General features: G+C 62.9%; 22 protein-coding genes. 8 read left to right on the top strand and 14 right to left on the bottom strand.

Annotation, left to right across the window (positions count from 1 at the left end):
• Positions 1-103: 103 nt before the first annotated feature.
• Positions 104-2,014, bottom strand: a complete 1,911-nt coding sequence (locus AAIL67_RS07230) for a B12-binding domain-containing radical SAM protein (protein WP_012836595.1) — start codon at positions 2,012-2,014, stop codon at positions 104-106.
• A gap of 260 nt (positions 2,015-2,274) precedes the next feature.
• On the opposite strand from AAIL67_RS07230, the gene AAIL67_RS07225 reads away from it, so the two are divergent.
• Positions 2,275-4,362 carry an acetoacetate--CoA ligase gene (locus AAIL67_RS07225; RefSeq protein ID WP_343483672.1) on the top strand — a complete coding sequence of 696 codons (2,088 nt, stop codon included), beginning with the start codon at positions 2,275-2,277 and terminating at the stop codon, positions 4,360-4,362.
• A gap of 72 nt (positions 4,363-4,434) precedes the next feature.
• Here AAIL67_RS07225 and AAIL67_RS07220 read toward each other — a convergent pair whose 3' ends face one another.
• Positions 4,435-5,184, bottom strand: a complete 750-nt coding sequence (locus AAIL67_RS07220) for an enoyl-CoA hydratase/isomerase family protein (RefSeq protein WP_343483671.1) — start codon at positions 5,182-5,184, stop codon at positions 4,435-4,437.
• 149 nt (positions 5,185-5,333) lie between these two features.
• Between AAIL67_RS07220 and minC the strand changes: the two genes are divergently transcribed.
• From minC to minE, 3 genes are read left to right on the top strand one after another with little or no spacing between them, the layout of a single operon-like run.
• Positions 5,334-6,068 carry a septum site-determining protein MinC gene (gene minC, locus AAIL67_RS07215; RefSeq protein WP_343483670.1) on the top strand — a complete coding sequence of 245 codons (735 nt, stop codon included), beginning with the start codon at positions 5,334-5,336 and terminating at the stop codon, positions 6,066-6,068.
• Positions 6,069-6,126: 58 nt separating this feature from the next.
• On the top strand, positions 6,127-6,939 hold the full coding sequence (gene minD, locus AAIL67_RS07210) for a septum site-determining protein MinD (protein ID WP_003069672.1): 813 nt from the start codon (positions 6,127-6,129) through the stop codon (positions 6,937-6,939).
• 5 nt (positions 6,940-6,944) lie between these two features.
• The gene (minE, locus tag AAIL67_RS07205) at positions 6,945-7,211 is read left to right on the top strand and encodes a cell division topological specificity factor MinE (RefSeq protein ID WP_003071985.1); all 267 of its coding nucleotides are present in this window, start codon (positions 6,945-6,947) and stop codon (positions 7,209-7,211) included.
• A 123-nt stretch (positions 7,212-7,334) separates the two neighbouring features.
• Here the strand turns inward: minE and gorA are convergent, their stop codons facing one another.
• The 6 genes from gorA to AAIL67_RS07175 form a co-directional block, all read right to left on the bottom strand.
• Complete coding sequence (gorA, locus tag AAIL67_RS07200; RefSeq protein ID WP_343483669.1) at positions 7,335-8,699, bottom strand: glutathione-disulfide reductase; 1,365 nt, start codon at positions 8,697-8,699, stop codon at positions 7,335-7,337.
• 129 nt (positions 8,700-8,828) lie between these two features.
• Positions 8,829-9,740 (bottom strand): TauD/TfdA family dioxygenase, encoded by a 912-nt coding sequence (locus AAIL67_RS07195; protein WP_343483741.1) that lies wholly within the window; start codon positions 9,738-9,740, stop codon positions 8,829-8,831.
• A 131-nt stretch (positions 9,741-9,871) separates the two neighbouring features.
• Positions 9,872-10,396 (bottom strand): flavin reductase family protein, encoded by a 525-nt coding sequence (locus AAIL67_RS07190; protein ID WP_034351237.1) that lies wholly within the window; start codon positions 10,394-10,396, stop codon positions 9,872-9,874.
• A 197-nt stretch (positions 10,397-10,593) separates the two neighbouring features.
• The gene (locus AAIL67_RS07185) at positions 10,594-11,235 is read right to left on the bottom strand and encodes a 3'-5' exonuclease (RefSeq protein WP_034392918.1); all 642 of its coding nucleotides are present in this window, start codon (positions 11,233-11,235) and stop codon (positions 10,594-10,596) included.
• A gap of 26 nt (positions 11,236-11,261) precedes the next feature.
• The gene (hpaR, locus tag AAIL67_RS07180) at positions 11,262-11,753 is read right to left on the bottom strand and encodes a homoprotocatechuate degradation operon regulator HpaR (protein WP_224649404.1); all 492 of its coding nucleotides are present in this window, start codon (positions 11,751-11,753) and stop codon (positions 11,262-11,264) included.
• A gap of 113 nt (positions 11,754-11,866) precedes the next feature.
• Positions 11,867-13,243: a D-amino acid dehydrogenase gene (locus AAIL67_RS07175; protein WP_343483668.1), complete on the bottom strand. Its 1,377-nt coding sequence runs from the start codon at positions 13,241-13,243 to the stop codon at positions 11,867-11,869.
• 42 nt (positions 13,244-13,285) lie between these two features.
• Between AAIL67_RS07175 and AAIL67_RS07170 the strand changes: the two genes are divergently transcribed.
• Positions 13,286-14,200, top strand: coding sequence for a LysR family transcriptional regulator ArgP (locus tag AAIL67_RS07170; RefSeq protein ID WP_045839301.1), 915 nt, complete (start codon positions 13,286-13,288; stop codon positions 14,198-14,200).
• A gap of 161 nt (positions 14,201-14,361) precedes the next feature.
• Here the strand turns inward: AAIL67_RS07170 and AAIL67_RS07165 are convergent, their stop codons facing one another.
• Genes AAIL67_RS07165 through AAIL67_RS07155 form a run of 3 tightly spaced genes read right to left on the bottom strand, consistent with a single transcriptional unit; the run spans position 14,362 to position 16,686 of the window.
• Complete coding sequence (locus tag AAIL67_RS07165; RefSeq protein WP_003065214.1) at positions 14,362-14,784, bottom strand: universal stress protein; 423 nt, start codon at positions 14,782-14,784, stop codon at positions 14,362-14,364.
• Positions 14,785-14,813: 29 nt separating this feature from the next.
• Entirely contained in the window at positions 14,814-15,692 is an 879-nt protein-coding gene (locus tag AAIL67_RS07160; protein ID WP_012836586.1) for a metallophosphoesterase, read from the bottom strand.
• Between the two features lie 13 nt (positions 15,693-15,705).
• Complete coding sequence (locus tag AAIL67_RS07155; RefSeq protein WP_034351561.1) at positions 15,706-16,686, bottom strand: LysR family transcriptional regulator; 981 nt, start codon at positions 16,684-16,686, stop codon at positions 15,706-15,708.
• A 135-nt stretch (positions 16,687-16,821) separates the two neighbouring features.
• Here AAIL67_RS07155 and AAIL67_RS07150 point away from each other — a divergent pair, with 135 nt between their 5' ends.
• Positions 16,822-17,250: a hypothetical protein gene (locus tag AAIL67_RS07150; protein WP_003065220.1), complete on the top strand. Its 429-nt coding sequence runs from the start codon at positions 16,822-16,824 to the stop codon at positions 17,248-17,250.
• 290 nt (positions 17,251-17,540) lie between these two features.
• Here the strand turns inward: AAIL67_RS07150 and AAIL67_RS07145 are convergent, their stop codons facing one another.
• Positions 17,541-19,397 carry a phosphoenolpyruvate carboxykinase (GTP) gene (locus AAIL67_RS07145; protein ID WP_063662576.1) on the bottom strand — a complete coding sequence of 619 codons (1,857 nt, stop codon included), beginning with the start codon at positions 19,395-19,397 and terminating at the stop codon, positions 17,541-17,543.
• A gap of 321 nt (positions 19,398-19,718) precedes the next feature.
• Positions 19,719-19,856: a hypothetical protein gene (locus tag AAIL67_RS07140; protein WP_003059912.1), complete on the bottom strand. Its 138-nt coding sequence runs from the start codon at positions 19,854-19,856 to the stop codon at positions 19,719-19,721.
• 303 nt (positions 19,857-20,159) lie between these two features.
• On the opposite strand from AAIL67_RS07140, the gene AAIL67_RS07135 reads away from it, so the two are divergent.
• Positions 20,160-20,930 carry a slipin family protein gene (locus AAIL67_RS07135; protein ID WP_003065227.1) on the top strand — a complete coding sequence of 257 codons (771 nt, stop codon included), beginning with the start codon at positions 20,160-20,162 and terminating at the stop codon, positions 20,928-20,930.
• Between the two features lie 21 nt (positions 20,931-20,951).
• Here the strand turns inward: AAIL67_RS07135 and AAIL67_RS07130 are convergent, their stop codons facing one another.
• A complete protein-coding gene (locus AAIL67_RS07130; RefSeq protein WP_039049439.1) occupies positions 20,952-22,151 on the bottom strand; it encodes a threonine ammonia-lyase in 1,200 nt (399 codons plus the stop codon).
• A gap of 304 nt (positions 22,152-22,455) precedes the next feature.
• Between AAIL67_RS07130 and boxC the strand changes: the two genes are divergently transcribed.
• Complete coding sequence (gene boxC, locus AAIL67_RS07125) at positions 22,456-24,114, top strand: 2,3-epoxybenzoyl-CoA dihydrolase (RefSeq protein ID WP_343483667.1); 1,659 nt, start codon at positions 22,456-22,458, stop codon at positions 24,112-24,114.
• Positions 24,115-24,144 lie beyond the last annotated feature (30 nt).

The raw sequence follows: 24,144 nt of genomic DNA, 5'->3' as shown, positions 1-24,144 counted from the left end.
CGTCAGACTATCAAATACATAGCTTCCAGCGCCAACCCATCGATGATTTCATTGATAAATAGATATGAAGTGATTGATCAGAAAGCGCAAGAAGCTATCAAATTCATTGCTTCTGCTGCAGCGCACGCGCAATGCGATCGCGCTTGACCGTAGGCTTGGGCACCTTAAACGGGAACCACATGCGCACATCCTCCTCCAGCGCTATGCCGTGCATGAAGTTGTAGATGGCCTTCTTGAGCGCCGCGCCCAGTGCATCGTGATCGACGCCCGTGGGGTCGATGAAGGGACGGTCGTTCTTGGCAAAGTTGCCCTCGGGCAGCGGCGGCAGCTCGATGCCGTATTCCTCGGGGTTGAGGCCCACGGGCGAGTGCACGGTGCAGCTGAAGCGGTGAAAGAAGCCGCTTTGGATACAGCCGTTGAGGAACAGCTGGCGCACATACTCGAGCGCGTCCACCGTGTCCTGCACGGTCTGCGTCGGAAAGCCGTACATCAGATAGGCATGGACCAGGATACCGGCCTCCGAGAACGCCTTGGTCACGCGTGCCACCTGGTCCACGGTCACGCCTTTTTTCATCAGCGCCAGCAGCCGGTCGGACGCTACTTCCAGACCGCCGGAGATGGCGATACAGCCGCTGTCGGCCATCAGCTCGGCCAGCTCGGGCGTGAAGGTCTTCTCAAAGCGCACATTGCCCCACCAGGAGATGCCGGCGTTGCGCGCAATCAGCTCCTGCGACAGCGCCTTGAGCGCCTTGGGCGGCGCGGCCTCGTCGACAAAGTGAAAACCGGTCTGGCCGGTCTCGGCGACGATGGCCTCGATGCGGTCGGCCAGCACGGCGGCGCTGGCGCCCTCGTAGCGACCGATATAGTCCAGGCTCACATCGCAGAAGCTGCACTTCTTCCAGTAGCAGCCATGGGCTACGGTGAGCTTGTTCCAGCGCCCGTCGCTCCAGAGCCGGTGCATGGGGTTGAGCATGTCCAGCAGCGACAGGTATCGGTCCAGCGGCAGGCCGTCCCAGGTGGGCGTTCCGACCTCGGCAAACGCGATATCGGACTCCATCATGTTCACGTACTGCACCTTGCCGTCGTCGCCGCGCACAAAGCTGCGCACCAGACGCGATCTGCCGCGCTCGCCGCGCAGATGCTCGAGCAGCGCCAGCAGCGGGCGTTCGCCCGCATCCAGCGTCACGAAGTCGAAGTAGTCGAACACGCGCGGCTCGGCCAGCTCGCGCAGCTCGGTGTTGACAAAGCCGCCGCCCAGCACGGTGGCGATCTGCGGGAAGCGCCGCTTGATGGTCTGGGCAATACGAAACGCCGCATAGGCCGAGCCCGGAAAGGGCACGGACAGCAGCACCACCGTGGGCTGGTGGCGCTCCACGGCCTCCAGCGTCAGGCGCTCCAGCACCTCGTCCACCAGATTCGGCTCTGCCGCCAGTGCGCTGGCCAGCGGATCGAAGCTGGGCTGGCTGCCGGCCAGCGACTCGGCATAGCGCACGAACTCGAAGCGCTCGTCCACGGCATCGCGCAGCACATCGGCCAGATCGTTGAGGTATAGCGTGGCCAGATGCTTGGCCTTGTCTTGCAGGCCCAGGGCGCCAAAGGCCCAGCCCAGCGGATCGCCGCCTTCCTCGTCCTCATACACATCGAGCGTGGCAAAGCGCGGGCCTTCGGGCAGAAAGTGGCGCCCCACGATGCGATGGGCCAGCGTGGAGTCTCGCCCCTGCAAAAACGCAATCGTGGGCGCGATCGTGGCCAGATAGCGCTCCTGCTGCGCGACAAAGGACTGGACGGCAGGCGTGTGCTGCCTGGCAGGCAGACTCTGGATGCGCTCGGCCACGGCGCGCAGGCCATCGGGCGAGAGCAGCTGCAGCACCAGGGCCAGTGCCAGGTCTTCCTGCATGGCGGTGATGCCGCGCGAGCGCAGAAAGCCGGTCAGGTAGGCCGTGGAGGGGTAGGGAGTGTTGAGCTGCGTCATCGGCGGAATGACGGCCAGCACGCGGGTGGGCAAAGCGGACATGGGGTGCGGGTCGCCGGCATGCGCCGTTGACGGTGTAGACAGGCCCCGATTATCGATGAGGACCTACGCAAACATGGATGCACCAAGGCTGCGTCCCTACGGCGCAGTTCCTGCTCGAACCTGATTTGCGTAAGTCGTGTCGGTTTGACCGCTCAGCTGTGCTCGTGTGCGCCCATACAGCCGACCGCGCTGCTGCACAGGTGACATCTGACGGGGCCACCACCAATGACTTGCAAGGGCTGCAGCGCTAGGCTGGACCCATGTCTTCCGCACCGCAACACCCCGCTCCCTATATCCCTCAGATCCGGCTGTACCAGAACTGGCTGCATGAAACGCGCGGCCTGAGCTTTGCCGACTATGACGCGCTGTGGCGCTGGTCGACCAGCGATCTCGACACCTTCTGGCAAAGCATCTGGGATTACTTCGATCTGCAGTCGCCCACGCCGCACAGCGCGGTGCTGGCCAGGAACACCATGCCCGGCGCGCAGTGGTTCCCGGGCGCGCAGGTGAACTATGTGCAGCAGGTGCTGCGCCATGTCCAGCCGGCCCATGCCGCCGGCATGCCGGCCGTCATCAGCCGCAACGAGCAGGGTCTGCAGCGCGAGCTGAGCTGGCCCGAGCTGCAGGGCCAGGTGGCGGCCCTGGCCCTGCATCTGCGTGCCCAGGGCGTTGCCAAGGGCGACCGCGTCGCGGCCTATCTGCCCAATATTCCCGAGGCCATGGTCGCCTTTCTGGCCTGCGCCAGCCTGGGCGCCATCTGGAGCATCTGCGCGCCCGACATGGGCACCCATGCCGTGCTCGACCGCTTCAAGCAGATAGCGCCCAAGGCGCTGATCGCCGTGGACGGCGTGCATTACGCAGGCAAGGACATAGACCGCCGCGAGGTCCTGCAGGAGCTGCGCCAGGGCCTGCCCAGCGTGCAGCACGTGGTGCTGGTGCCCAATCTGGATACTTCGATAAAGATAGCTGACACCGCAGACTACATCAGCGTTACCTCGCAAAATGATGCGGAGACGGCAGCCTTCACGCCAGAGTGGCTGCCCTTCGATCACCCACTGTGGATCGTCTACTCCAGCGGCACCACGGGCCTGCCCAAGCCCATAGTCCACGGCCATGGCGGCATGGTGCTGGTGGCCTTGCAGCTCAAGGCCTTGCACAACGACATCGGCTGCAGCTACGAGCCCAATAGCTGGGGCGAGCGCTACCACTGGTACAGCTCCACGGGCTGGGTGATGTGGAATGCCCAGGTCTCGGGCCTGCTGGGCGGCACGAGCTGCGTGATCTTTGACGGCAGCCCCGGCGGCAGCAAGGACAAGCCCGACTGGGGCACGCTGTGGCGCTTTGCGGCCGAGACCGGCGTGACCAGCTTTGGCTCGGGCGCGGCCTTCTATGCCAACTGCATGAAAGCCGGTCTTGAGCTGTCCAGCTGCGGCGACCTGTCGCGCATACGCGGGCTGGGCAGCACGGGCTCGCCGCTGTCCGCCGAGGTACAGCAGTGGGGGACGGAGCAGTTTGCCAAGCTTGGGCGCCCTGACATTTGGTGGAACAACCTCTCGGGCGGCACCGACTTCGCGGGGGCCTTCATCGGCGGCAACCGCGATCTGCCCCTGGTGCCCGGCGTCATGCAGTGCCGCCAGTTGGGCGCCGCCGTCGAGGCCTGGAACGAGCAAGGCCAGCCCGTGATGGACGAGGTCGGCGAGCTGGTCTGCACCCAGCCCATTCCCTCCATGCCGCTGTTTCTCTGGGGCGATGCGGACGGCAAGCGCTATTTGTCGAGTTACTTCGATATGTACCCGGCCGGCCATGGCCGCCAACCGGGCGGCGGCGATGGTGACGCCGAAATGGGGCCGGTCTGGCGTCATGGCGACTGGATCAAGCTGCTTGGCGAGGGCGGCTGCATCATCTACGGCCGCAGCGACGCCACCATCAACCGCCATGGCCTGCGCATGGGCACCAGCGAGATCTACAGCGCCGTCGAGGCCCTGCCCGAGGTGCTGGACAGCATGGTGGTGGATCTCGAATATCTGGGCAAGGACAGCTATATGCCGCTGTTTGTGGCCCTGCGTCCGGGCGTGGAGCTCGATGCGGCGCTGCGCGAGCGCATCAACAAGGCCATCCGCTCGGCGCTGTCGCCCCGCTTTGTGCCCGACGATATCTTTGCCGTGGCCGAGATACCGCGCACGCTCAGCGGCAAAAAGCAGGAGCTGCCCATCAAGAAGCTGCTGCTGGGCCAGCCGCTGGCCAAGGTGGTCAACAAGGACGCCATGGCCAACCCAGGCTGCCTGGACTGGTACGAGGGCTTTGCCAGGGAATATCTGGCCCGGGCAGGAGCAGGCACAGTGTCCTGACACAGCAGGCGCGGTGCGAGGGCCTGAGTGGCCTCCGCCGCCTTGCAAAGGATTACCGTCCCTTCTTGGGGATCAGTGCCCCTGAAAGCGGGCAGTTCTCTTTTCGCGCCAGGCCGCGCCGCCTTCCTTCAGATCGGCTGAGGCGATGGTGGCCTGCACGGCGGCATCGACGCCCGCCTTGTCATGCACGCCACGGGCAATGGCGTTGAGATGTTTCTTCATTCCCAGCAAGGCCAGCGGCGCCATGCCGGCCAACGTGGTCTGCAGCTGCATCACGCGCTCGCCGATATCGGTGCCGTCCACCAGATCGGTCAGAAAGCCGCAGTCCTTCATGGCCTGGGCCTGCAGCTTCTCGCAGCTCAGGAACAGGCGCTTGGCCGTATCCACGCCCAGGCGGGTCACATAGCGCTCCAGGCCCGAGAGGTAGAAATGCAGGCCCAGCCGCGCGGCGGGCATGAACATCTGGCTGTTGGCCCCGCCCACGCGGAAGTCGCAGGCCAGTGCCATATCGGTGGCACCGCCGAACACGCCGCCCTGAATCGCGGCAATGGTGACGGGACGGCAGTTCTCGATGGCATCCACCATCTCGCCGAAGGAGCTGCCCTCGTTCTGGCTGTTGGCGATCTCGCCAATGTCATAACCGCTGCAGAAATGCTTGCCCACCGCCTGCAGCGTCAGCACCAGCACCGCGGGGCTGGCATTGACCTCGTCGATCTGACGGCGCAGCACGATCAGGTCTTCGGGCAGCAGTTTGTTGGCAACTTCGGGACGGCGCAAGGTGATGCTGGCACAGGCGCCCTGGATCAAAAGCTCTGGAGACATGACTGTATTTTCATCCAGACCTGCACAGACACAGGCCTCTGAGGTGCATCAAGTGTTGCAGTGCAAACACTCGGTGACCATATCTTTTACCGGTAGGCAGGTACACTTTGTCGTCCTCATAGAGCACCTGATGTGCGCTGATCCCATCCATGTCTGTTGAATCGACCGGCGCCGAGCGCCCCAGCTTTGACCTCAAGAGCGCACAACTGCCGGTGCTTTCCGTGGTACTTCGCAGCACCGACATGCAGGCGCTGGCCCAGGATCTGGCCCGCCGTCTTGCCGACGACCCGGACTTCTTCGACAACGACCCTGTGCTGATCGACCTCAGCCAGGTGCGCGAAGCAGAGGAAGAAATCGACTTCCCGGCCCTGATCGAGGCCCTGCGCAACCACCGCACAGTGCCCGTTGCCGTGCGCAGCGGCAGCGAGGCCCAGATGGAAGCAGCCAAGGCCCTTGGTCTGAGCGCAGCCCCCGATGCCATGCCGACGCGCCGCACCCAGCCGGAAATCCACGAAATCATTCGCGAAGTGGAGGTCGAGGTGCCTGCTCCGCTGGCCGATGCCGTCATCGTGGACCGGCCGCTGCGCTCGGGACAGCGCGTCTATGCCAAAGGCACCGACATTGTGGTTCTGGACATGGTCAGCTATGGTGCCGAGGTGATTGCCGACGGCAACGTCCATGTCTATGCGCCGCTGCGCGGCCGCGCCGTGGCCGGGGCCAGCGGCAACACCAGCGCAAGAATTTTTAGCACTTGCATGGAGGCGCAACTGCTTTCCATCGCAGGTATCTACCGCACAATTGAAACCGATCTCCCCAAGGACGTCGCCGGCAAAGCTGCCAAGGTGCGCCTGGAGGGAGAAAGAATCGTTATCGAGCCGGTATGAGAGACACACCGGACACCCTATCAACCTGCCCCATTTGTCTTAAAGGAATCGTGCAAACATGGCCAAAATCGTCGTCGTGACCTCTGGCAAAGGCGGTGTCGGCAAGACCACCACCAGCGCCAGCTTCGCATCCGGCCTCGCACTGCGCGGCCACAAGACCGCAGTGATTGACTTCGATGTGGGTCTGCGCAATCTCGATCTGATCATGGGCTGCGAACGCCGCGTGGTCTATGACCTCATCAATGTCATCCAGGGCGAAGCCAATCTGAACCAGGCCCTGATCAAGGACAAGCAGTGCGAAAACCTGTTCGTGCTGGCCGCTTCGCAGACCCGAGACAAGGAAGCCCTCACGCAGGAAGGCGTGAAGAAGGTGCTGGACGATCTGTCCGCCATGGACTTCGAGTTCATCATCTGCGACTCGCCCGCCGGCATTGAAAGCGGCGCACTGATGGCCATGCACTATGCCGAAGAGGCCCTGGTGGTGACCAACCCCGAAGTCTCGTCGGTGCGAGACTCGGACCGTATCTTGGGCATGCTCAGCTCCAAGACGGAGCGTGCGGTCAAGGGCGAGCGTATCAAGGAGCATCTGCTGATCACGCGCTACAACCCCAATCGTGTGGAAGACGGCCAGATGCTGTCGCTGGAGGATATCCAGGACATTCTGCGCATCGAGCTGATCGGCGTGATCCCCGAATCCGAAACCGTGCTCCAGGCCTCCAACCAGGGCATTCCCGCCGTGCACATGCAAGGCACGGATGTGGCCGAGGCCTATCAGGATGTGGTGGCCCGATTCCTGGGCGAAGAAAAACCCATGCGCTTTACCGAAGCCGTCAAGCCCGGCTTCTTCAAGCGCATGTTTGGCGGGAGGTAAGCCTGATGTCCATGTTGTCGTTTCTGCTCGGGGAGAAGAAGAAGTCCGCTTCGGTCGCCAAGGAGCGTCTGCAAATCATTCTCGCGCGCGAGCGCGTGGGCGGCGAAAGCGGCAAGCCCGACTATCTCCCGGCCCTGCAAAAAGAGCTGATGGCCGTGATTTCCAAGTATGTGGACATCAACCCCAATGACATCAAGGTACAACTGGAGCGCCAGGAAAACCTTGAGGTTCTGGAAGTCAAGATCGAGCTGCCGGACGCCGCACGCGGCTGAAGTCGACTCGCTCTTTCAAGCGTATAGCGCTTGATGGACAAGGAAATGGGCCTGAAAAGGCCCATTTTTCATTGCGGTGTCGCCCTGCGCGCCCTGCAGTGCGAACGCGCGGGGTGTCGTGTCTCATTCCCGCACCGGCTCCCGCATGGTCACCAGCTCCTCGGCCACGGTCGGGTGTATGCCTATGGTCGCATCGAACTGCTGCTTGGTCGCGCCGCATTGCAGCGCCACGGCAAAGCCCTGCATCAGTTCGCCCGCGCCCTCGCCCACCATATGCACGCCGCGCACGCGCTGGTCGGCCTTGGAGACGATGAGCTTGAGGAAGACGTTCTCGGGCTCGGCCCCCATGCGGTTGGTCAGCGGCCTGAAGCCGGACTGGAAAACCTGCACCGCGCCGAAGCGCTCGCGCGCCACTTCCTCCGACAGGCCCACGGTGCCCACCTGCGGATGGGAAAACACCGCCGTCGGCACCAGCTCGTAGTCGGGAGCGCTCCTGCCGCCCTGGCCGAACAGATGATGGGCGAGCACCGTCCCCTCGGCCAGCGCCACGGGCGTCAGGGCCATGCGATCGACCACATCGCCCACGGCATGGATGGAGGGCACGTTGCTGCAGAAATACTGATCCACCTCGATGGCGCCCTTGTCGTTGACCTTGACACCCGCGGCCTCCAGCCCCAGGCCTTCGATCAGGGGCACACGACCCGTGGCATACATCACGCAGTCCACCGCCAGCTGCTCGCCGCTCTTGAGCTGCAGGTGCAGGCCGTCCGCCTGCTTGTCGATGGCCTGAATCTCATCCTCCCAACGGAAGTTCACGCCCAGCTGGGCCATCTCCTGGCCCAGGTGCAGACCCAGGTCGGCATCAAAGCCGCGCAGCAGCTGCTGGCGACGGTGCAGCAGCGTGGTCTCGGCCCCCAGGCCGTTGAAGATGGAGGCGAACTCCACGGCGATATAGCCTCCGCCCACGACCACCACCCGCCTGGGCAGATGCGGCAGATGGAAGGCCTCGTCAGAGCTGATGGCATGCTCCACGCCAGGAATATCGGGCAGGCTGGGCGTTCCGCCCGTTGCAATCAGGATATGGCGGGCATGGATGGTCTGGCCGTTCACCAGCACGCTATGCGGCCCCGAGAGCGCCGCACGGCCATGGATAAGGGTAATGCCTGCCCCGGCCAGCATGCGGCCGTAGACACCGTTCAGGCGCTCGATTTCGCGGTCCTTGTTGGCAATCAGCGTGGGCCAGTCGAAGCGCGCCCGCTCCAGCTGCCAGCCAAAGCCCCGGGCCTCCTCGGCCAGTTGGCTGAAGTGCGCGGCATGGCTGAGCAGCTTCTTGGGGATGCAGCCCACGTTGACGCAGGTACCGCCCAATTGGGCAGCTTCCACCACAGCCACACGGGCCCCCAGACCGGCAGCCACACGGCTGGCGCGCACGCCGCCCGAGCCACCGCCTATGACCAGAAAATCGTAATCAAAGTCTTGTTGCTGCATGTTCTGTCTCGCTGTTTGGGAGGCTCAAAGCAGATGCTTGCTGCTTTGAACTCTACAAGACAAGACTGCCGCAGGTGGTTTAACGCAGCGTTAAACCACCTGCACGACCCAGTTTGATTGGCGGGCGGCTCAGAACGGTTTGTCGCCCACGACCGTGGCGCGATGCATGCGGCGCACGGCCGGGAAGTAGTCCTGAATCGCGTAATGCTGGGTAGAGCGGTTGTCCCACATGGCGATGGTGTTGGGCTCCCAGTGCAGACGCATCTGGTATTCCAGAATCGTAGGCTGGCGCAGCAGATAGTTCATCAGATCCTGTTGCTGGGCATGAATTTCGTTGGCCGAGCGGAAGCTGTCGAAGTTCGAGCTGAAGTTGGCGAAATGCGTGACGAAGGTCTCGTTGACGTAGAGAATCTTCTGGCCGCTTTCGGGGTGGGTGCGCACCACCGGGTGCACCACGGGCGGGTATTTACCGCGTGCCTGGGCCTGCTCTGCGGGCGTCATGCGCGCACCGAACGAAGGCAGGATGTCATGCACGGCGTACAGGCCGGCAATCTGCTGCTTGCGCGTCTCGGGCAGCTGCTCGTAGGCCTGCTCCATATTGATCCAGACCGTGTCGCCGCCGACCTCGGGGCATTCCACGCAGCGCAGCACCGAGGCCATGGAAGGCGTCTCACGCCAGGAGACATCGGTGTGATAGACGTTCTCGGTGCCTGGGATCTTGCTGTTGCCGCCCAGCAGCACCAGCTCGGCATGGTCGGGGTGATGGGGAAATACCGGATGCAGCTCCAGCTCGCCGAAGCAGCGCGCAAACGCCACATGCTGGGCAGGCGTGATGTTCTGCTCGCGAAACACCAGCACCTTGTGCGCCACCAGCGCCTGGCGCAGCTCGCGCGCCTGCTCCTCGCTCATGGGCTGGCGCAGGTCTATGCCCGAAACCTCCACGCCGATGGCGGGGGAGATGCGCCTGAGCTCGATCCCCGTCCTGCTTGCCGCGGCCACCTTGCGCTGGGTATGGGCCGGCCTGTCTTCGCAATCGATCATCATGTGTCTCCAAAGCGTTGCAACCACTGTCCTCGGGCCTGACACAGCAGGCCTGGGGACAATCTAGGGCGGGCCTTGGAGATCGGTATCGTTCAAGCCGACTAGGTAGGGTTCCCAGTCGGCAGCCGGCCCTACCTGACGAAGCCGTGGGCGTGCATATGGCCCGAGTGGTAGAGCAGCGGCGCGCGGTCGGCATGGTGCTCGCAGCGCTCCACCTCGCCGATGAAGAGCAGATGGTCGCCCTCCTCATGCTGGCGCAGATTGCGGCACTCGAAGACCGCGCTGCAGCCCTCGAGCAGCGGCACGCCATGCTCGGAGTCATGGTGCTGGGTATGGCTGAAACGATCCGCGCCCTTGCGTGCAAACAGCTCGGCCAGCGGCTTTTGCGAAGCCGCCAGCACATGGATCGCGTAATGCGTGCAGTGACGGAACACGGGCAGTGAGTTGGCCTTCAGACCCAGGCTCCACAGCACCAGCGAGGGCGCCAGCGACAGTGCGTTGAAGGAGCTGACCGTGGAGCCCACCGCATGGCCCTCTGCACTGCGCGCCGTGATGATGGTCACGCCGGTGGCAAATTGCCCCAGCGCATCGCGAAATTCGCGCTGCGAGAAAGGCAAGGCCGAACGCAAGACGGAGGTAGGCAAGGCGGAGTTCACGAAATTCAGAGCTCAGGTCAGCGACCACAACGGTGCGCCACGGTTCAAGATCAGCAGACCCAAAGAGCATCTGCAGGACTTGATCAATTATCAACTTGAACCTTGCCGGTCACAATCCGTAAGGGCTTAAGGCCAGAATCATCAATTTTGATAGCTTCTCACTCAGTAATACACAGGCCTGCAGGCCTAAAGCTTCATCAATCCTGGGTCTGAGCTGCCAGCAGCCCTTGGCCGGCCTGCTGCGCCAGCCAGCCGCCGACCTTGGCTTTGCTGCAGCGTTGCAGCTGCATCAGCAGCTCATGCTCGGGCCAGGGCAAGGCATGGCGATCGCACAGATCCTGCTGCATGCGGGCCAGCAGGGCCGCCGCCATCTCGGCATCCGCCAGCGCCCGGTGGGCACGGCCCGTGGAAGGCAAGTGCAGGTAGCGCGCCAGATTGCCCAGGCTGTGACTGGGCGCCTGCGGGTAGATGCGGCGCGACAGCAGCACGGTGCAGGCAAACAGCTGGGGTGCCGCTTCGCCCGCCAGCGCCAGCTCGGCCTGCCAGAACTTGCTGTCGAACGATGCGTTGTGGGCCACCATGGGCGCAGCGCCCACAAAGCGGGCCGCATCGCGCATCACCTCGGCGGCGGGCGGCGCCGTGCGCAGCATGGCATTGGTGATGCCGGTGAGTTCGGTGATGAAGGGCGAGACCCAGGCCCCGGTCTGCATCAGGCTCTGGAAACGGTCCACCACGCGGCCCTGCTCCAGCAGCACGATGGCTACCTCGGTGGCCCTGGCACCCTGGGCGGGCGTCATGCCCGTGGTTTCGAAGTCGATGACGGCAATCGCAGCACTCATCACTGCATTGTGCCGTGGCCGGCGCCTCAGTCCTGGCCCAGCTCGTCTTCGCCGGGCAGACCCAGGCTCTGCACCACATGCTCGAGGATGCGGAACAGCTGCTCGCTCTCGGCGCTGCCCAGTTGCTCCTCGATCTCGGTGTAGATGGTCTCGAAATGCGGCACGATCTGGGCCACCATCTCCTGGCCGGCTGGCGTGAGGGCGAACTCGGAACCCCGCAGATCGGCTACATGGCGGCCGCGCTTGATGAGCAGGCGTCCTTCCAGCGTCTTGAGCAGGCGCGAGAGGCTGGGCATGCTGATGAAGGTCAGCTGCGACAGTTCCATGGGACGCAAACGCTTGTCGGCCACCCACATGACGCGCAGCACGCGCCATTGCTGCTCGGTCAGGCCGTGCGCACGCAGCGAGGGACGAAAGCGCACCATGACCGCCTCGCGGGCCTTGAGCAAAGCCATGGGCAATGAACGCGCAAAGGAACGTGAGGTTTCAAGGGCAGGAGTGATGTCGTGCTGGATCATGGCATGGACGAGTTGCTGGCGTAATTGTATGTAAGAGCCCCACGCAGCGATACCGTCAATCCGGGCAAAAGAGTCAGCCAGCCCGTACTCGTCCTGCAGTCCTATGCCCTGTCTCAGGCGGATGCAATCCGCGCGCCGCGAGCGACCTCGGGTGCCGGCTCATCCCAGAACCGGAAATCCAGTGCCGGGCGCTCGCCGCTCATCAGCGCCGCCATGGCCTTGCCCGAGCCTGCTCCATGCGTCCAGCCCAGGGTGCCATGCCCGGCATTGACCCAGATGCCTCTTGCCTGCGTGGCCCCGATGCAGGGAATATTGCTGGGCGTGGCGGGCCGCAGACCGCACCAGAACTGCGGATCGCCACCCTGCTCGGGCAGGCGCGTGTCGCAGACGCCGGGCATCAGCTCCTCCACGCGCCTGACCAGCATCTCGCAGCGCGCCCTGGCCGTGGGCGTGTCCAGACTCAAATCGAAGCCTCCCAGCTCTATGGTGCCGGCTACCCGCAGTCGGTTGCCCAAACGGCTCATGGCCACCTTGCGGCTGTCATCGATGGTGGAGACCATGGGGGCTTTTTCGGGCTGCAGCAGCGGCAAGGTAGCGCTATAGCCCTTGCCCGGATAGATGGGAACCTTCACGCCCAGAGGCCTGAGCAGTAGCGGCGTGTAGGAGCCGCAGGCGACCACCACGGCATCCGCGCTCAGCATGCGCGGGGCGCCATCGCTGCCGTCGCGAATCTGCACCTGGGCAGGCCTGCCCCTGCGCGCCGGCTGCAGGCTCAGGATGTCGTGGCCGTAGAGGAACTGCACACCGGCCTGGGCACAGAGACCGGCCAGCTTTTCGGTGAACAGACGCGCATCACCGGACTCATCGGTGGCAGTGAAGGTGCCGCCCGCAATCTGCGCGGCATAGGGCGTGAATGCAGGCTCGATGGCAAGCAGCTCGTCGCGGCTGACCAGACGACGCTGCACGCCGTATTGCCGCATCAGCTCCACGCCTTCGGCGGCCTCGGCAAACGCCTGCGGGCTGCTGTAGAAATGGGCAATGCCGCGCTCCAGCCGCTCGAACTCGATACCGGTCTTCTGGACCATGTCCTTGAGCGCCAGATGGCTGTAGGCGCCCAGCGCCACGATCTGCTGCACATTGCGCGCAAAGGCGCGGTCATTGCACTGGGCCAGGAACTGCAGGCACCAGCGCCATTGCGCGCTGTCGGCCTGGGGCCGCAGCAGCAGAGGAGCCTCTTTGTCGAACATCCATTTGAGCGCCTTCCAGGGTGCCTGTCGATTGGCCCAGGGCTCGCAGTAACTGACCGAGATCTGGCCGCCATTGGCATAGCTGGTCTCCAGGGCCGGACCGCTCTGGCGGTCCACCACGGTGACTTGATGACCGCGCTCGCGCAGATGCCAGGCGGTGCTGATGCCGATGATGCCGGCGCCCAGGACGATGATCTTCATGCGGCCAGTGTCTGCACTCTTGCGGGCAAACAAAAGCAGCATTAAATTTTCAGCAGTTTCATCAGAAATGCTAATGAAGTTGCCATGAGCTCCTGGGACCCTGTTGCACTGGAATGCCTGGCCGCCATCGTGGAAGAAGGCGGCTTCGAGCGCGCGGCGCAAAGGCTGCACATCACCCAGTCGGCCGTGTCCCAGCGCCTGCGTGCACTGGAAGCCCAGGTGGGCTCGGTACTGGTGGAGCGCACGCGTCCCGTCAAGCCCACCAGCGCCGGGCGGCTGCTGCTCAAGCATGCCAAGCAGCTGCGCCTGCTGCGCGCCGATCTCGCTCATGAGTTGCAGGAACTGGCACCGCAGACCGGGCAAAGTCTGGCCGGAGAAATCGTCTCCATCGCCATCAATGCCGACAGCATTGCCACCTGGGCCATGACGGCTCTGGACGAGCTGGTGAAGAGCGGCCTGCCGCTGGAGGTGGTGGTCGACGATCAGGACTTCACGCAGGAGCTGCTGCGCTCGGGCCAGGTCATGGGCTGCGTCACCACGCTGAGTCAGGCCATGCGCGGCTGCACCGTGCAGCCTCTGGGCGCCATGCGCTATGTGGCCGTGGCCTCGCGCGAGTTTGCCGGGCAAAGACTGCCGCAGGGGCTGACGCGCAAGAACTTCAACCAGCTGCCCTATCTGTCCTTCAACCGCAAGGACGATATGCAGGCCGAATTTGTGGCGCGTTGCCTGGGTCTGCGCAATGTGTCGCTGCAGCATCAGATTCTGCTGCCCAGCTGCGAGGCGCAGGTGCGCGCCGTGCGTGCCGGCTGGGGCGTGGGCGTGCTGCCGCAGTTGCTGGTGCAGCCCGCGCTGGATGCCGGTGAACTGATCGACGTGGCAACAGGCCATGCGCTGTCCATCGCGCTGTTCTGGCATTGCTGGAATCTGGAGTCACGCGTGCTGGCCCGTGTCAGCCAGGCCTTGCTGGGCAAGGCCCGCCAAGTGCTGCAAGCGGTTTGATGCAGACAAGAAAAAAGGCCGTGCTTTGCAGCGCGGCCTTGAGAGCTTGATGTCAAACGGAGGTACTTTGGTTTTTGTAGCTGTGGACGCTCATCTAACCTTGATTTGAAGCTGATTTCCGCCTGATACGCATGTAAATCAAGCGCAAGCAGCTATGAAAATCAGCGAATCAGCAGCACGGGGATGGTGCAGCCCGCCAGCACCTGCGAGCTGACCGAACCCATGACCAGACGGCCCAGCGCGCCGTGGCCGTGCGTGCCCATGGCGATCAGGTCGAACTTGCCGTCCTGGGCGGCATGGATGATGGTGTCGGCAATGGGGCCGACCTTGGCGATGCTTTGCGCCTCGACACCACGCCCCTTCAGGAACTCCAGCACGGGCTGCAGGATCTTGGCGGATTCTTCGTCGTAGTACTGCTCCACCACTTCCTTGCCCAGCGCAGCGCGTGCACGAGGCGGCAGCAGCGGCTGCACAGTGATGATGGTGTACTCATGGCCCGTGCCCAGCATCTCCTGATGCGAGGTCAGATAGGCCAGCATTTTCTGGGTATAGGCACTGCCGTCCACGGCGAGCAAGATCTTCATACCAATTTCTCCTTGTTGATGTCTCAAGCCTAAGGGCTGGGGACAGTCAGCATCTTGACTTGGCTCAAGTCAATTGTCGATGCCGGCAGAAAGTCATCCTGCTCTCCCTTGCGGGCATAGCCCAGGGGATTGGCCACCACACGGCATTGCCATTCGCTGCCGTCCTCGCGCTGGCCGCATGCGATGTAGTCGCTGGCGCAATGCAGATGACCGTGCAGCCAGAGCTGGGCATGGGGCAGAAAGTCGTCCATCACATTGCAGAAACCGGCCGTGCCGGGTACCAGGCCGTAGCGCGGATCGGCACTGCGCAGGCTGGGCGCAAAGTGGGTCACGGCCACCGTGGGTCCGTCAAAAGGCTGCTGCAGCGCAGCGCGCAGCCAGTCCTGGCAGAGCAGGCTTTCCTCGCGCATGGGCGCGGCCAGAAACGGCTCGCCCTGGCGACTGCCACCTGTCTTTTGCAGATAGAAATTGGCGGCGCGAAAGGCCTTCTCGCGCAGTTTGTGCAAGCGCGTGGCATCGCTCACGCCTTCATGCATGGCCATGGCGTCGAAGTCGCTCCACAGCGTGGTGCCGATGAAACGCACCCCGTCCATGACCACGGTTTCACGATCGAGCCAGATCAGACCCAGCCTGTCGCACACACGCTGCAGGCGCAGCCTTGCCTCGTCGAAGTCCTGCATGTCGTATTCGTGATTGCCGGGCACGAACAGCACGGGTGTGGGCCAGTTGGCGTATTGCGGCAGCGGCGAGAAACGCTCCAGCCCGAAGTTCTCGCCGTCGACCTGGGTGCTGCTCTGGTAGGAGCCGATGTCGCCGGCCAGCACCAGCACATCGGCGCCCGCGGCTGGCTGGGCCACGAATTGGGGGTGGACTTCGAGGTGCAGGTCGGACAGCAGCTGGATCTTCATGTGGCTAGTTTAGTCAACCATGGTGAGTGACCTGGGCCGAACCGTTGGCAAAGGTGATCTCGGCCGAGCGCGTCAGCGTTTTCAGCAGCCAGTCATAGGCCTGCGGGTGCGGGCCGCGCCGACGCCACAGTGCATCCACATGCACGGGCGTGACATCGAAGGGCAGATCGCGCAGCTCCAGCTGGTCGCTCATGCCGGTCACGGGCACAAAATGGCGCGGCAAGATGGTCAGCAGATCGGAGTTGAGTACCACGCGCGCCGCGGTGAAGAACTGGTTGACGGTGAGCACCACTTCGCGCGAACGTCCCAGCGAGGCCAGGGCCTCGTCGATGAAGCCGAAGGAGCGGCCCGAAAAGCTGACCAGCATATGGCGTGCCGCGCAATAGTTGTCCAGCGTCAGCGGAACATGCGCCAGCGGATGGCCTTTGCGCATCACGCACAGGTACTCGCCCTCATACAGACGGCGGCTGTCAAACGCCACCAGCCCGCCAGCCTGGGCACGCGCCGTCAGGTCGGCCAGTACGGCGGGGAAATAGCCCACGGCCATATCGGCCTCGCCATCATCGAGCAAGGGCCTTGGATCGCGCGTGGTCAGCGGCAGCAGGCGTATGCCCAGGCCCGGTGCCTCGCGCGCCAGAATCGGGTACAGCGGCGGAATCAGCGTGGCAGCCGTGGCATCGGCCATGGCGATCACGAACGTGGTGGCGGCCGTCTCGGGATCGAACTCATCGGGTGCGAGTGCACCCTCCAGATGCTGCAAGGCCTCGCGTATCACCGGCCACAGGGCCTGGGCACGCGGCGTAGGCTCCACGCCCTGTCCCTGGCGCACCAGCAGCTCGTCGCCCAGGACCTCGCGCAGCCGGCGCATGGCATTGCTGACCGCCGGCTGGGTGATGCTGAGCTTGTGCGCCGCACGCGTGAGACTGCGCTCGGACATGACCTCATCGAAGACGCGCAGCAGATTGAGATCCAGAGAACGAAAGTTCAAAGACATGGCATCACCCAATACATCACTGCCGTGAATGCTACAGATTCAAAATATAAATTTGAACACACCTAGGGTAATCCCTATAGTTACACCTATTCCCCGGGCAATTCGCCAAAAGCGTGGGTCAAAGGGTTAACTGCCATGAGCAACTTTATTTACAACTCCTACTGTGTCGAGCACCCTGGTGTGGTGCGTATCTATCAAGCCAGCGATGAACGCATGGCCGCCATTGCCGCCGAGCACGAGGCGCAATCCCAGTCCAGGTCGTACTGGATGGTGCTGGCTGTGGTGCTGGCCGCCCTGGCCGCCGGCGTCTTCCAGGCAACCGAAACCTGGAGCGACGGTCATATGATGGCTGCCTGGATGGTTCTGTGGGCCATGGCTTTTGCCAGCATTGCCCTCTTCTCCACTCCCGCACGCCGTGCCATCAATCTGGTGCGCACCGGCTACCGCGCCTGGGTCAAGAGCCGCCAGCAAGCTGCTGCCGATGAACGCGTCTGGAACGCCGCGCTGCAAGATGCCCGCCTGATGGCCGATCTGGCCCGTGCCATGGATCGCCAGAGCCGCTAAGCTCCGCGCCTCTCCGAAAAAAGCCGCTGCCCACAAGGCCAGCGGCTTTTTGCATGGGGGAATAGAGCCAAACAAGCCTCTATCCCAGATTCAGAAAACGCTTACAGCTACAAAAATAAAAGCAAACAAAAAGCCCTGCTGAAAAAAATCAGCAGGGCTTTTTTAATGTGCACAGTCTCAGTCAGGGACACCGTGCAAGGGCCGCCCCGCCGCGCTGGTGTCGTCCCCCTCCCATAGCGCGAAGCGCGTAGAGAGAGAGGGGGAAGCCGCGCAGCGGCTCAGGGGGAGAATCAAGCGCTCAAGCGCTTTTCCAGCTCAGCCTTGGTATCCAGCATGGCCTTGGGCAGGTTGTAGGCCAGTTTGTCGAAATGCTCGCCGTGCAGCTTCATTTCCTCGGCCCAGGCCGCCTTGTCGATATTGGTCACGCTGTCGAACTGGGCAGCATCGAAGTCCAGACCGCTCCAGTTGATTTCGGCGTACTGGGGAGCAATGCCAAAGGCGGTTTCCTGACCCTGAGCCTGGCCTTCCAGACGGTCGATCATCCACTTCAGCACGCGCATGTTTTCACCGTAGCCGGGCCAGACGAACTTGCCTTCGGCATTCTTGCGGAACCAGTTGGTGGTGAAGATCTTGGGCAGGGTTGCGCCCTGGCCTTCGATCTTGGCGCCCAAATCCAGCCAGTGCTGGAAATAGTCGCTCATGTTGTAGCCGGCAAAAGGCAGCATGGCGAAGGGATCACGGCGTACCACGCCTTGCGCGCCAAAGGCGGCGGCCGTGGTTTCAGAGCCCATGGTCGCAGCCATGTACACGCCCTCGGTCCAGTCGCGGGCTTCGGTCACCAGAGGCACGGTGGTGGAGCGGCGGCCGCCGAAGATCATGGCATCGATCTTCACGCCGGCGGGATCGTCCCAGGCTTCGTCCAGCGCGGGGTTGTTGGTCGCAGCCACGGTGAAGCGGGCATTGGGGTGGGCGGCCTTGGCGCCGGTTTCCTTGGCGATCTGGGGCGTCCAGTCCTTGCCTTGCCAGTCGATCAGGTGATCGGGCAGCTTGCCCTGGTCCTTTTCCATGCCTTCCCACCACACGTCGCCGTCATCGGTCAGGGCCACATTGGTGAAGATCACGTTCTTGTCCAGGCTCAACATGCAGTTCGGGTTCGTGAGCATATTGGTGCCGGGAGCCACGCCGAAGTAACCGGCCTCGGGGTTGATGGCGCGCAGCGAGCCGTCGGCCTGGGGCTTGATCCAGGCGATGTCGTCACCGATGGTCGTGACCTTCCAGCCGTCGAAGGCCTTGGGCGGCACCAGCATGGAGAAATTGGTCTTGCCGCAGGCCGAGGGGAAGGCCGCAGCCACGTGGTACTTCTTGCCTTCGGGGTTGGTAACGCCCAGGATCAGCATGTGCTCGGCCAGCCAGCCCTGGTCACGGCCCATGGTGGAGGCGATACGCAGCGCAAAGCACTTCTTGCCCAGCAGCGCATTGCCGCCGTAGCCCGAGCCGTAAGACCAGATTTCGCGGGTTTCAGGATAGTGAACGATGTACTTGGTCTTGCTGCAAGGCCAGGTGGTCTCGTCCTTCTGGCCTGCGGCCAGAGGTGCGCCGATGGTGTGCACGCAGGGCACGAACTCGCCGCTGGTGCCGATCACGTCATACACGGCCTTGCCCATGCGGGTCATGATCTTCATGTTGACGGCCACATAGGGGCTGTCGGACAGCTCGATACCCACGTGGGCGATGGGCGAACCCAGCGGGCCCATGGAGAAAGGCACCACGTACATGGTGCGGCCAGCCATGCAGCCGTCGAACAGCGGGTTCAGCGTGGCGCGCATTTCCGCAGGTTCCATCCAGTTGTTGGTGGGGCCTGCGTCTTCCTTTTTGGCGGAGCAGATATAGGTGCGGTCTTCCACGCGAGCCACGTCCGAAGGATCGGTCCAGGCCAGGAAGGAGCCAGGACGCTTGGCCAGGGGCTTGAAGGTGCCGGCATCCACCAGCTGCTGGCACAGCGCGTCATATTCGGCTTGCGAGCCGTCGCACCAGTGGATCTGGGCAGGCTTGCACAGCGCGGCCATTTCGGCGACCCAGGCAATGAGCTTGGGGTTCTTGACGTAGTCGGGAGCCTGGATGTTCAGGCTTTGCACAGCGGCGTTCATGGGGGAAGTCCTTCAATTAAAAAACCAGTTTTTCAAAGAAGCATCCTCGGCTGCGTCTTTGAAAAAAGGCTTTTGAAGGTGTCTCGCCTGCTTTCCCTAGCGCTTGTTGGCGCCTGAAATCCGTCTGAAATAGTCAAAACAACCTTGTTTTGAATAGCAGCGGGAGATCGATTTTAGGTAGGGGCCTTGAATTTGTCAGCAAATCACGGGCAATATATATGCATTTTGTGCATCAGAATATGCATGTCACATTCATTCATAACCTGCACAGACGTAAAAAAACCCCGCGTCGCGGGGTTGGGCTCGAGAAGGTTGGAATGCCTAGGCCATGTTCACGGCAATAAAGGCCAGCAGGAACATCATCACGGCGCCAGCGGCGGGAATGATGATGGGAATATAGGGCACAACGGCTTCGGCCGCGTCCTGTGCCTCGTGGTTCACTGCGGAATCATCTGACATGTGATCAATGCTCCTCCTGAAAGCAGGCGGTGAAACAAGCAAGCTCTGCAGCCATTCTAGGCACAGCCCTGGCGACATGGCTCAGGGAAAGCCATAGCCGCTCTTGGCGCTCAGACCCGCATCCCATGTCCGCCAATGGCGAACAGCACTTCTTCGATGTCGACCATGCGCAGATAAGTTCGCACTCGGAGTGCAACAGCATATGCTGGGCTTGCGGACGACCCGGCGCCGATTAAGAAATCGATGTGCACCGTCCAACGTCAGATCGCAGCGCCGAAGTCCCTCGCTGAAAGGATGGCTTCTATGGTTAGCGCTTCTTTCCTGTTCTGGCTGATCCTGCTGATGCTGGTGATTGGCCTGGGGACGGCGTCGATCCGGATTTTTCGCGAGTATGAGCGCGGCGTGGTCTTCACGCTGGGGCGCTTCTGGAAGGTCAAGGGGCCGGGACTGATCTTCATCATTCCTGCCATCCAGCAGGTGGTACGGGTCGATCTTCGCACCGTGGTCCTGGAGGTCCCCGCGCAGGATGTGATCTCGCGCGACAACGTCTCGGTCAAGGTCAATGCCGTGATCTATCTGCGCGTGGTGGATGCGGAAAAGGCGGTGATCCAGGTGGTCAATTATCTGGAGGCCACCAGTCAGCTCGCGCAAACCATGCTGCGCTCCGTACTGGGCAAGCATCAGCTCGACGAAATGCTGGCAGAGCGCGAATCGCTGAACCTGGATATCCAGCAGGCGCTGGATGCGCAAACCGACACCTGGGGCATCAAGGTCTCGAACGTGGAGATCAAGCAGGTCGATCTGACCGAATCCATGATCCGGGCGATCGCGCGCCAGGCCGAGGCCGAGCGAGAACGCCGCGCCAAGGTGATTCACGCCGAAGGCGAATTGCAGGCTTCGGAAAAACTGTCTCAGGCAGCGAAAGTTCTGGCGCAGGAGCCTCAGGCCATCTTGCTGCGCTACCTGGAGACGCTGACCGTGATTGGCGCGGACAGGAACACCACCGTGGTGTTCCCCTTGCCCATGGACCTGGTGACCCCGCTGATCAAGAAGATCACGCCCCTGCAGGCCTGAGCAAGGCCTGCGGCTCAAGCCTCACACCAGGGCCGCCTCCATGCCTGCGCGGCGCAGTTGCTCCAGCACCTCGCTCACATGGGCGTGGCCGCGTGTCTGCAGCACGAACTCGATCTCCACATTCTGCGCAGCCAGCATGGTGAAGGCACGCTGGTGATGGACTTCCTCGATATTCGCGCCAGCTCCGGCCACCGTGGCCGTGATCTGGGCCAGCACGCCGGGTACGTCGCGCGCGCTGACACGCACACGCGCCAGACGACCGGAGCGCACCATGCCGCGCTCGATGATGGCAGCCAGCAGCATGGGATCGATATTGCCGCCCGACAGCACCAGACCTATTTTCCGGCCCTTGAAGCGAGCGGGATAGCGCAGCAAGGCCGCCAGGCCCGCCGCCCCTGCGCCTTCGACCAAGGTCTTCTCGATCTCCAGCAGCATGAGCACGGCCTGCTCTATATCTCCTTCGTCCACCAGCAACAAGTCGTCCACACAGCGCTGCACCACCTCCTGGGTGATGATGCCTGGCTGGGTTACCGCAATGCCCTCGGCGATCGTCGAGGTCCCCATCGGAAGATCGGTGTGGCGCAGCGCATTGACCATGGAAGGAAAGCGCTGAGTCTGCACCCCCACGATCTCCATCTCGGGCTTGATGGCCTTGGCCGCCGTGGCAATGCCCGCAATCAGACCGCCGCCGCCAATGGCAATCACCAGCGCATCCAGATCGGGCTGTGCCTGCAGGATTTCCAGCGCCAGCGTGCCCTGGCCCGCAGCAATCGCTTCATCGTCATAGGGATGGACAAAGGTCAGCTGCTGCTCCTGCGCCAGCTGGTAGGCATGGGCTCGCGCCTCGGCCAATGTGTCGCCATGCAGCACTACCTCGGCACCGAAGCCGCGCGTGCGCTCCACCTTCACGCCGGGAGTGAAGCGCGGCATGACGATGACGGCACGCAGACCCAACCTTTGCGCGTGATAGGCCACGCCCTGGGCATGGTTGCCCGCACTCATGGCGACCACGCCGCGTGCGCGCTCGGCATCGCTGAGCATGAGCAGCTTGTTGAGCGCGCCACGCTCCTTGAAGGATGCAGTGAACTGCAGGTTCTCGAATTTGAGGTAGACCTGTGCCCCCGTGATCTGCGAGAGCGTGCGTGATTCCACAAAAGGGGTTTGAAGGACGGCGCCATTCAGGCGCGCAGCGGCGGCTTGGATATCTGCAAAGGTCAGCATGGTGGATCCATTTTGCAAGCAGCTCATCACCCCGCGCCAGTGCTGGGTTTGCGAATCAAAGCCATCCGGATCATTTGCTCAGTAATTGCTAGCTACTCGCCCTTTCCTAGCAAGGGAATAGCCGCCAAAACACTTCAAATCCGGCGCCGTTCTGCGAACTGTGAGCACCTAAGGATTTCCCTTGGTTTCAGCGAAACATGCAACATAATGCCTAAACCAACGTGCTTTTTTTCGATGAATCTGCATAATTGTGCCAATACCGAGTCAGTAACTGCACTATCTTTCATCTCAGCAGGAGCCGAGCATGCAGCAGCAAACCAACGTCGATTACCGCACAGAGCCCAGCCAGTACCGGCACTGGTCGTTTGAAGTGAATGGCAATATCGCCCGGCTCAAGCTGGACATCGCCGAGGACGCAGGCATACGCCCCGGCTACAAGCTCAAGCTCAACAGCTATGACCTGGGCGTGGATGTGGAGCTGCACGATGCGCTCAACCGCATCCGTTTTGAGCACCCGCAGGTGCGCTCCGTGATCGTGACCAGCGGCAAGGAACGCATCTTCTGCTCAGGTGCGAATATCTTCATGCTCGGAGTCTCGTCCCACGCCTGGAAGGTGAACTTCTGCAAGTTCACCAACGAGACGCGCAACGGCATGGAAGACAGCTCCAGGCACGACGGGCTCAAGTTCGTCGCCGCCGTCAACGGCGCCTGTGCGGGCGGCGGCTACGAGCTGGCTCTGGCCTGCGATGACATCGTGCTGATCGACGACCGCTCTTCTTCCGTGTCACTGCCCGAGGTTCCGCTGCTGGGCGTGCTGCCTGGCACGGGCGGGCTGACGCGCGTGACCGACAAGCGCCATGTGCGTCACGACCTGGCCGACATCTTCTGCACCAGCGTGGAAGGCGTGCGCGGCCAGCGCGCCGTGGACTGGCGGCTGGTGGACGCGATTGCCAAGCCCGCGCAGTTTGCCGAAGTGGTGCAGCAACGTGCCACGGCCCTGGGCGAAAGCAGCCCGCGCCCGGCTTCCGCCAAAGGCGTACAGCTTGCCAGGCTGCAGCGCGAGCAAAGCCCGGACGGCCTGCACTATCGCCACGTCAGCGTGCAAATCGATCGCAGCAAGCGCAGTGCCACCATCACGGTCAAGGCTCCCCGTGGCGAACAGCCCGGCAGCATTGAAGCCATAGAAAGCGCAGGCGCCGCCTGGTGGCCGCTGGCCATGGGCCGCGAGCTCGACGACGCCATACTGCATCTGCGCACCAACGAGCTCGATGTGGGCACCTGGATTCTCAAGACCGAGGGCGATGCGCGCGCCGTGCTGGCGGCGGACCAGTCTTTGATTGCGCACAAGGATCACTGGCTGGTGCAGCAAACCACAGGCCTGCTGCGCCGTACCTTTGCACGCCTCGATGTGTCGTCGCGCTCGCTGTTCGCCCTGATCGAGCCCGGCTCCTGCTTTGTCGGCATGCTGGCCGAGTTGGTCTTCTGCGCCGACCGCGCCTACATGCTGGTGCTGCCCGACGAGCCCGAGCGCGAGCCCGTCATCGAGCTCGATGCCTTCAACTTCGGCCTGCTGCCGCTGGTCAACGATCAAAGCCGTCTGCAGCGTCGCTTCTATGAGGAGTCCGGGCCTCTGGAAGCCGCTCGCGCAGCGGTGGGCAAGCCGCTCAACGGCGATGCCGCGCAACAGCTTGGACTGGTCACCGCCGCGCTTGACGATATCGACTGGGAAGACGAGATCCGCATCGCCATGGAAGAGCGCGCCGCGATGTCGCCCGATGCGCTCACGGGTCTGGAAGCGAACCTGCGTTTTGCCAGCCAGGAAAACATGGTCACGCGCATCTTCGGGCGTCTGTCGGCCTGGCAGAACTGGATCTTCAACCGCCCCAACGCGGTGGGCGAAAAAGGGGCGCTGAAGCTCTACGGCACCGGACAGAAAGCCGGCTTCGATTTCAACAGGGTATGAGCCAACGGCCCTGAATCGGCAAAACATCAC

The sequence above is a fragment of the Comamonas sp. A7-5 genome (genome assembly GCF_039581385.1).
Taxonomy (GTDB): Bacteria; Pseudomonadota; Gammaproteobacteria; order Burkholderiales; family Burkholderiaceae_C; genus Comamonas; species Comamonas thiooxydans.
The sequence above is the reverse complement of the archived record's forward strand: the minus strand, read 5'-3'. Positions and strand labels throughout refer to the sequence as shown.

Excerpts from the sequence above, each read along its gene's own strand:
- AAIL67_RS07230 (WP_012836595.1), bottom strand. The coding sequence starts at position 2,014 with ATGTCCGCTTTGCCCACCCGCGTGCTGGCCGTCATTCCGCCGATGACG.
- AAIL67_RS07225 (WP_343483672.1), top strand. The coding sequence starts at position 2,275 with ATGTCTTCCGCACCGCAACACCCCGCTCCCTATATCCCTCAGATCCGG.
- AAIL67_RS07220 (WP_343483671.1), bottom strand. The coding sequence starts at position 5,184 with ATGTCTCCAGAGCTTTTGATCCAGGGCGCCTGTGCCAGCATCACCTTG.
- minC (WP_343483670.1), top strand. The coding sequence starts at position 5,334 with ATGTCTGTTGAATCGACCGGCGCCGAGCGCCCCAGCTTTGACCTCAAG.
- minD (WP_003069672.1), top strand. The coding sequence starts at position 6,127 with ATGGCCAAAATCGTCGTCGTGACCTCTGGCAAAGGCGGTGTCGGCAAG.
- minE (WP_003071985.1), top strand. The coding sequence starts at position 6,945 with ATGTCCATGTTGTCGTTTCTGCTCGGGGAGAAGAAGAAGTCCGCTTCG.
- gorA (WP_343483669.1), bottom strand. The coding sequence starts at position 8,699 with ATGCAGCAACAAGACTTTGATTACGATTTTCTGGTCATAGGCGGTGGC.
- AAIL67_RS07195 (WP_343483741.1), bottom strand. The coding sequence starts at position 9,740 with ATGATCGATTGCGAAGACAGGCCGGCCCATACCCAGCGCAAGGTGGCC.
- AAIL67_RS07185 (WP_034392918.1), bottom strand. The coding sequence starts at position 11,235 with ATGAGTGCTGCGATTGCCGTCATCGACTTCGAAACCACGGGCATGACG.
- hpaR (WP_224649404.1), bottom strand. The coding sequence starts at position 11,753 with ATGATCCAGCACGACATCACTCCTGCCCTTGAAACCTCACGTTCCTTT.
- AAIL67_RS07175 (WP_343483668.1), bottom strand. The coding sequence starts at position 13,243 with ATGCTGCTTTTGTTTGCCCGCAAGAGTGCAGACACTGGCCGCATGAAG.
- AAIL67_RS07170 (WP_045839301.1), top strand. The coding sequence starts at position 13,286 with ATGAGCTCCTGGGACCCTGTTGCACTGGAATGCCTGGCCGCCATCGTG.
- AAIL67_RS07165 (WP_003065214.1), bottom strand. The coding sequence starts at position 14,784 with ATGAAGATCTTGCTCGCCGTGGACGGCAGTGCCTATACCCAGAAAATG.
- AAIL67_RS07160 (WP_012836586.1), bottom strand. The coding sequence starts at position 15,692 with ATGAAGATCCAGCTGCTGTCCGACCTGCACCTCGAAGTCCACCCCCAA.
- AAIL67_RS07155 (WP_034351561.1), bottom strand. The coding sequence starts at position 16,686 with ATGTCTTTGAACTTTCGTTCTCTGGATCTCAATCTGCTGCGCGTCTTC.
- AAIL67_RS07150 (WP_003065220.1), top strand. The coding sequence starts at position 16,822 with ATGAGCAACTTTATTTACAACTCCTACTGTGTCGAGCACCCTGGTGTG.
- AAIL67_RS07145 (WP_063662576.1), bottom strand. The coding sequence starts at position 19,397 with ATGAACGCCGCTGTGCAAAGCCTGAACATCCAGGCTCCCGACTACGTC.
- AAIL67_RS07140 (WP_003059912.1), bottom strand. The coding sequence starts at position 19,856 with ATGTCAGATGATTCCGCAGTGAACCACGAGGCACAGGACGCGGCCGAA.
- AAIL67_RS07135 (WP_003065227.1), top strand. The coding sequence starts at position 20,160 with ATGGTTAGCGCTTCTTTCCTGTTCTGGCTGATCCTGCTGATGCTGGTG.
- AAIL67_RS07130 (WP_039049439.1), bottom strand. The coding sequence starts at position 22,151 with ATGCTGACCTTTGCAGATATCCAAGCCGCCGCTGCGCGCCTGAATGGC.
- boxC (WP_343483667.1), top strand. The coding sequence starts at position 22,456 with ATGCAGCAGCAAACCAACGTCGATTACCGCACAGAGCCCAGCCAGTAC.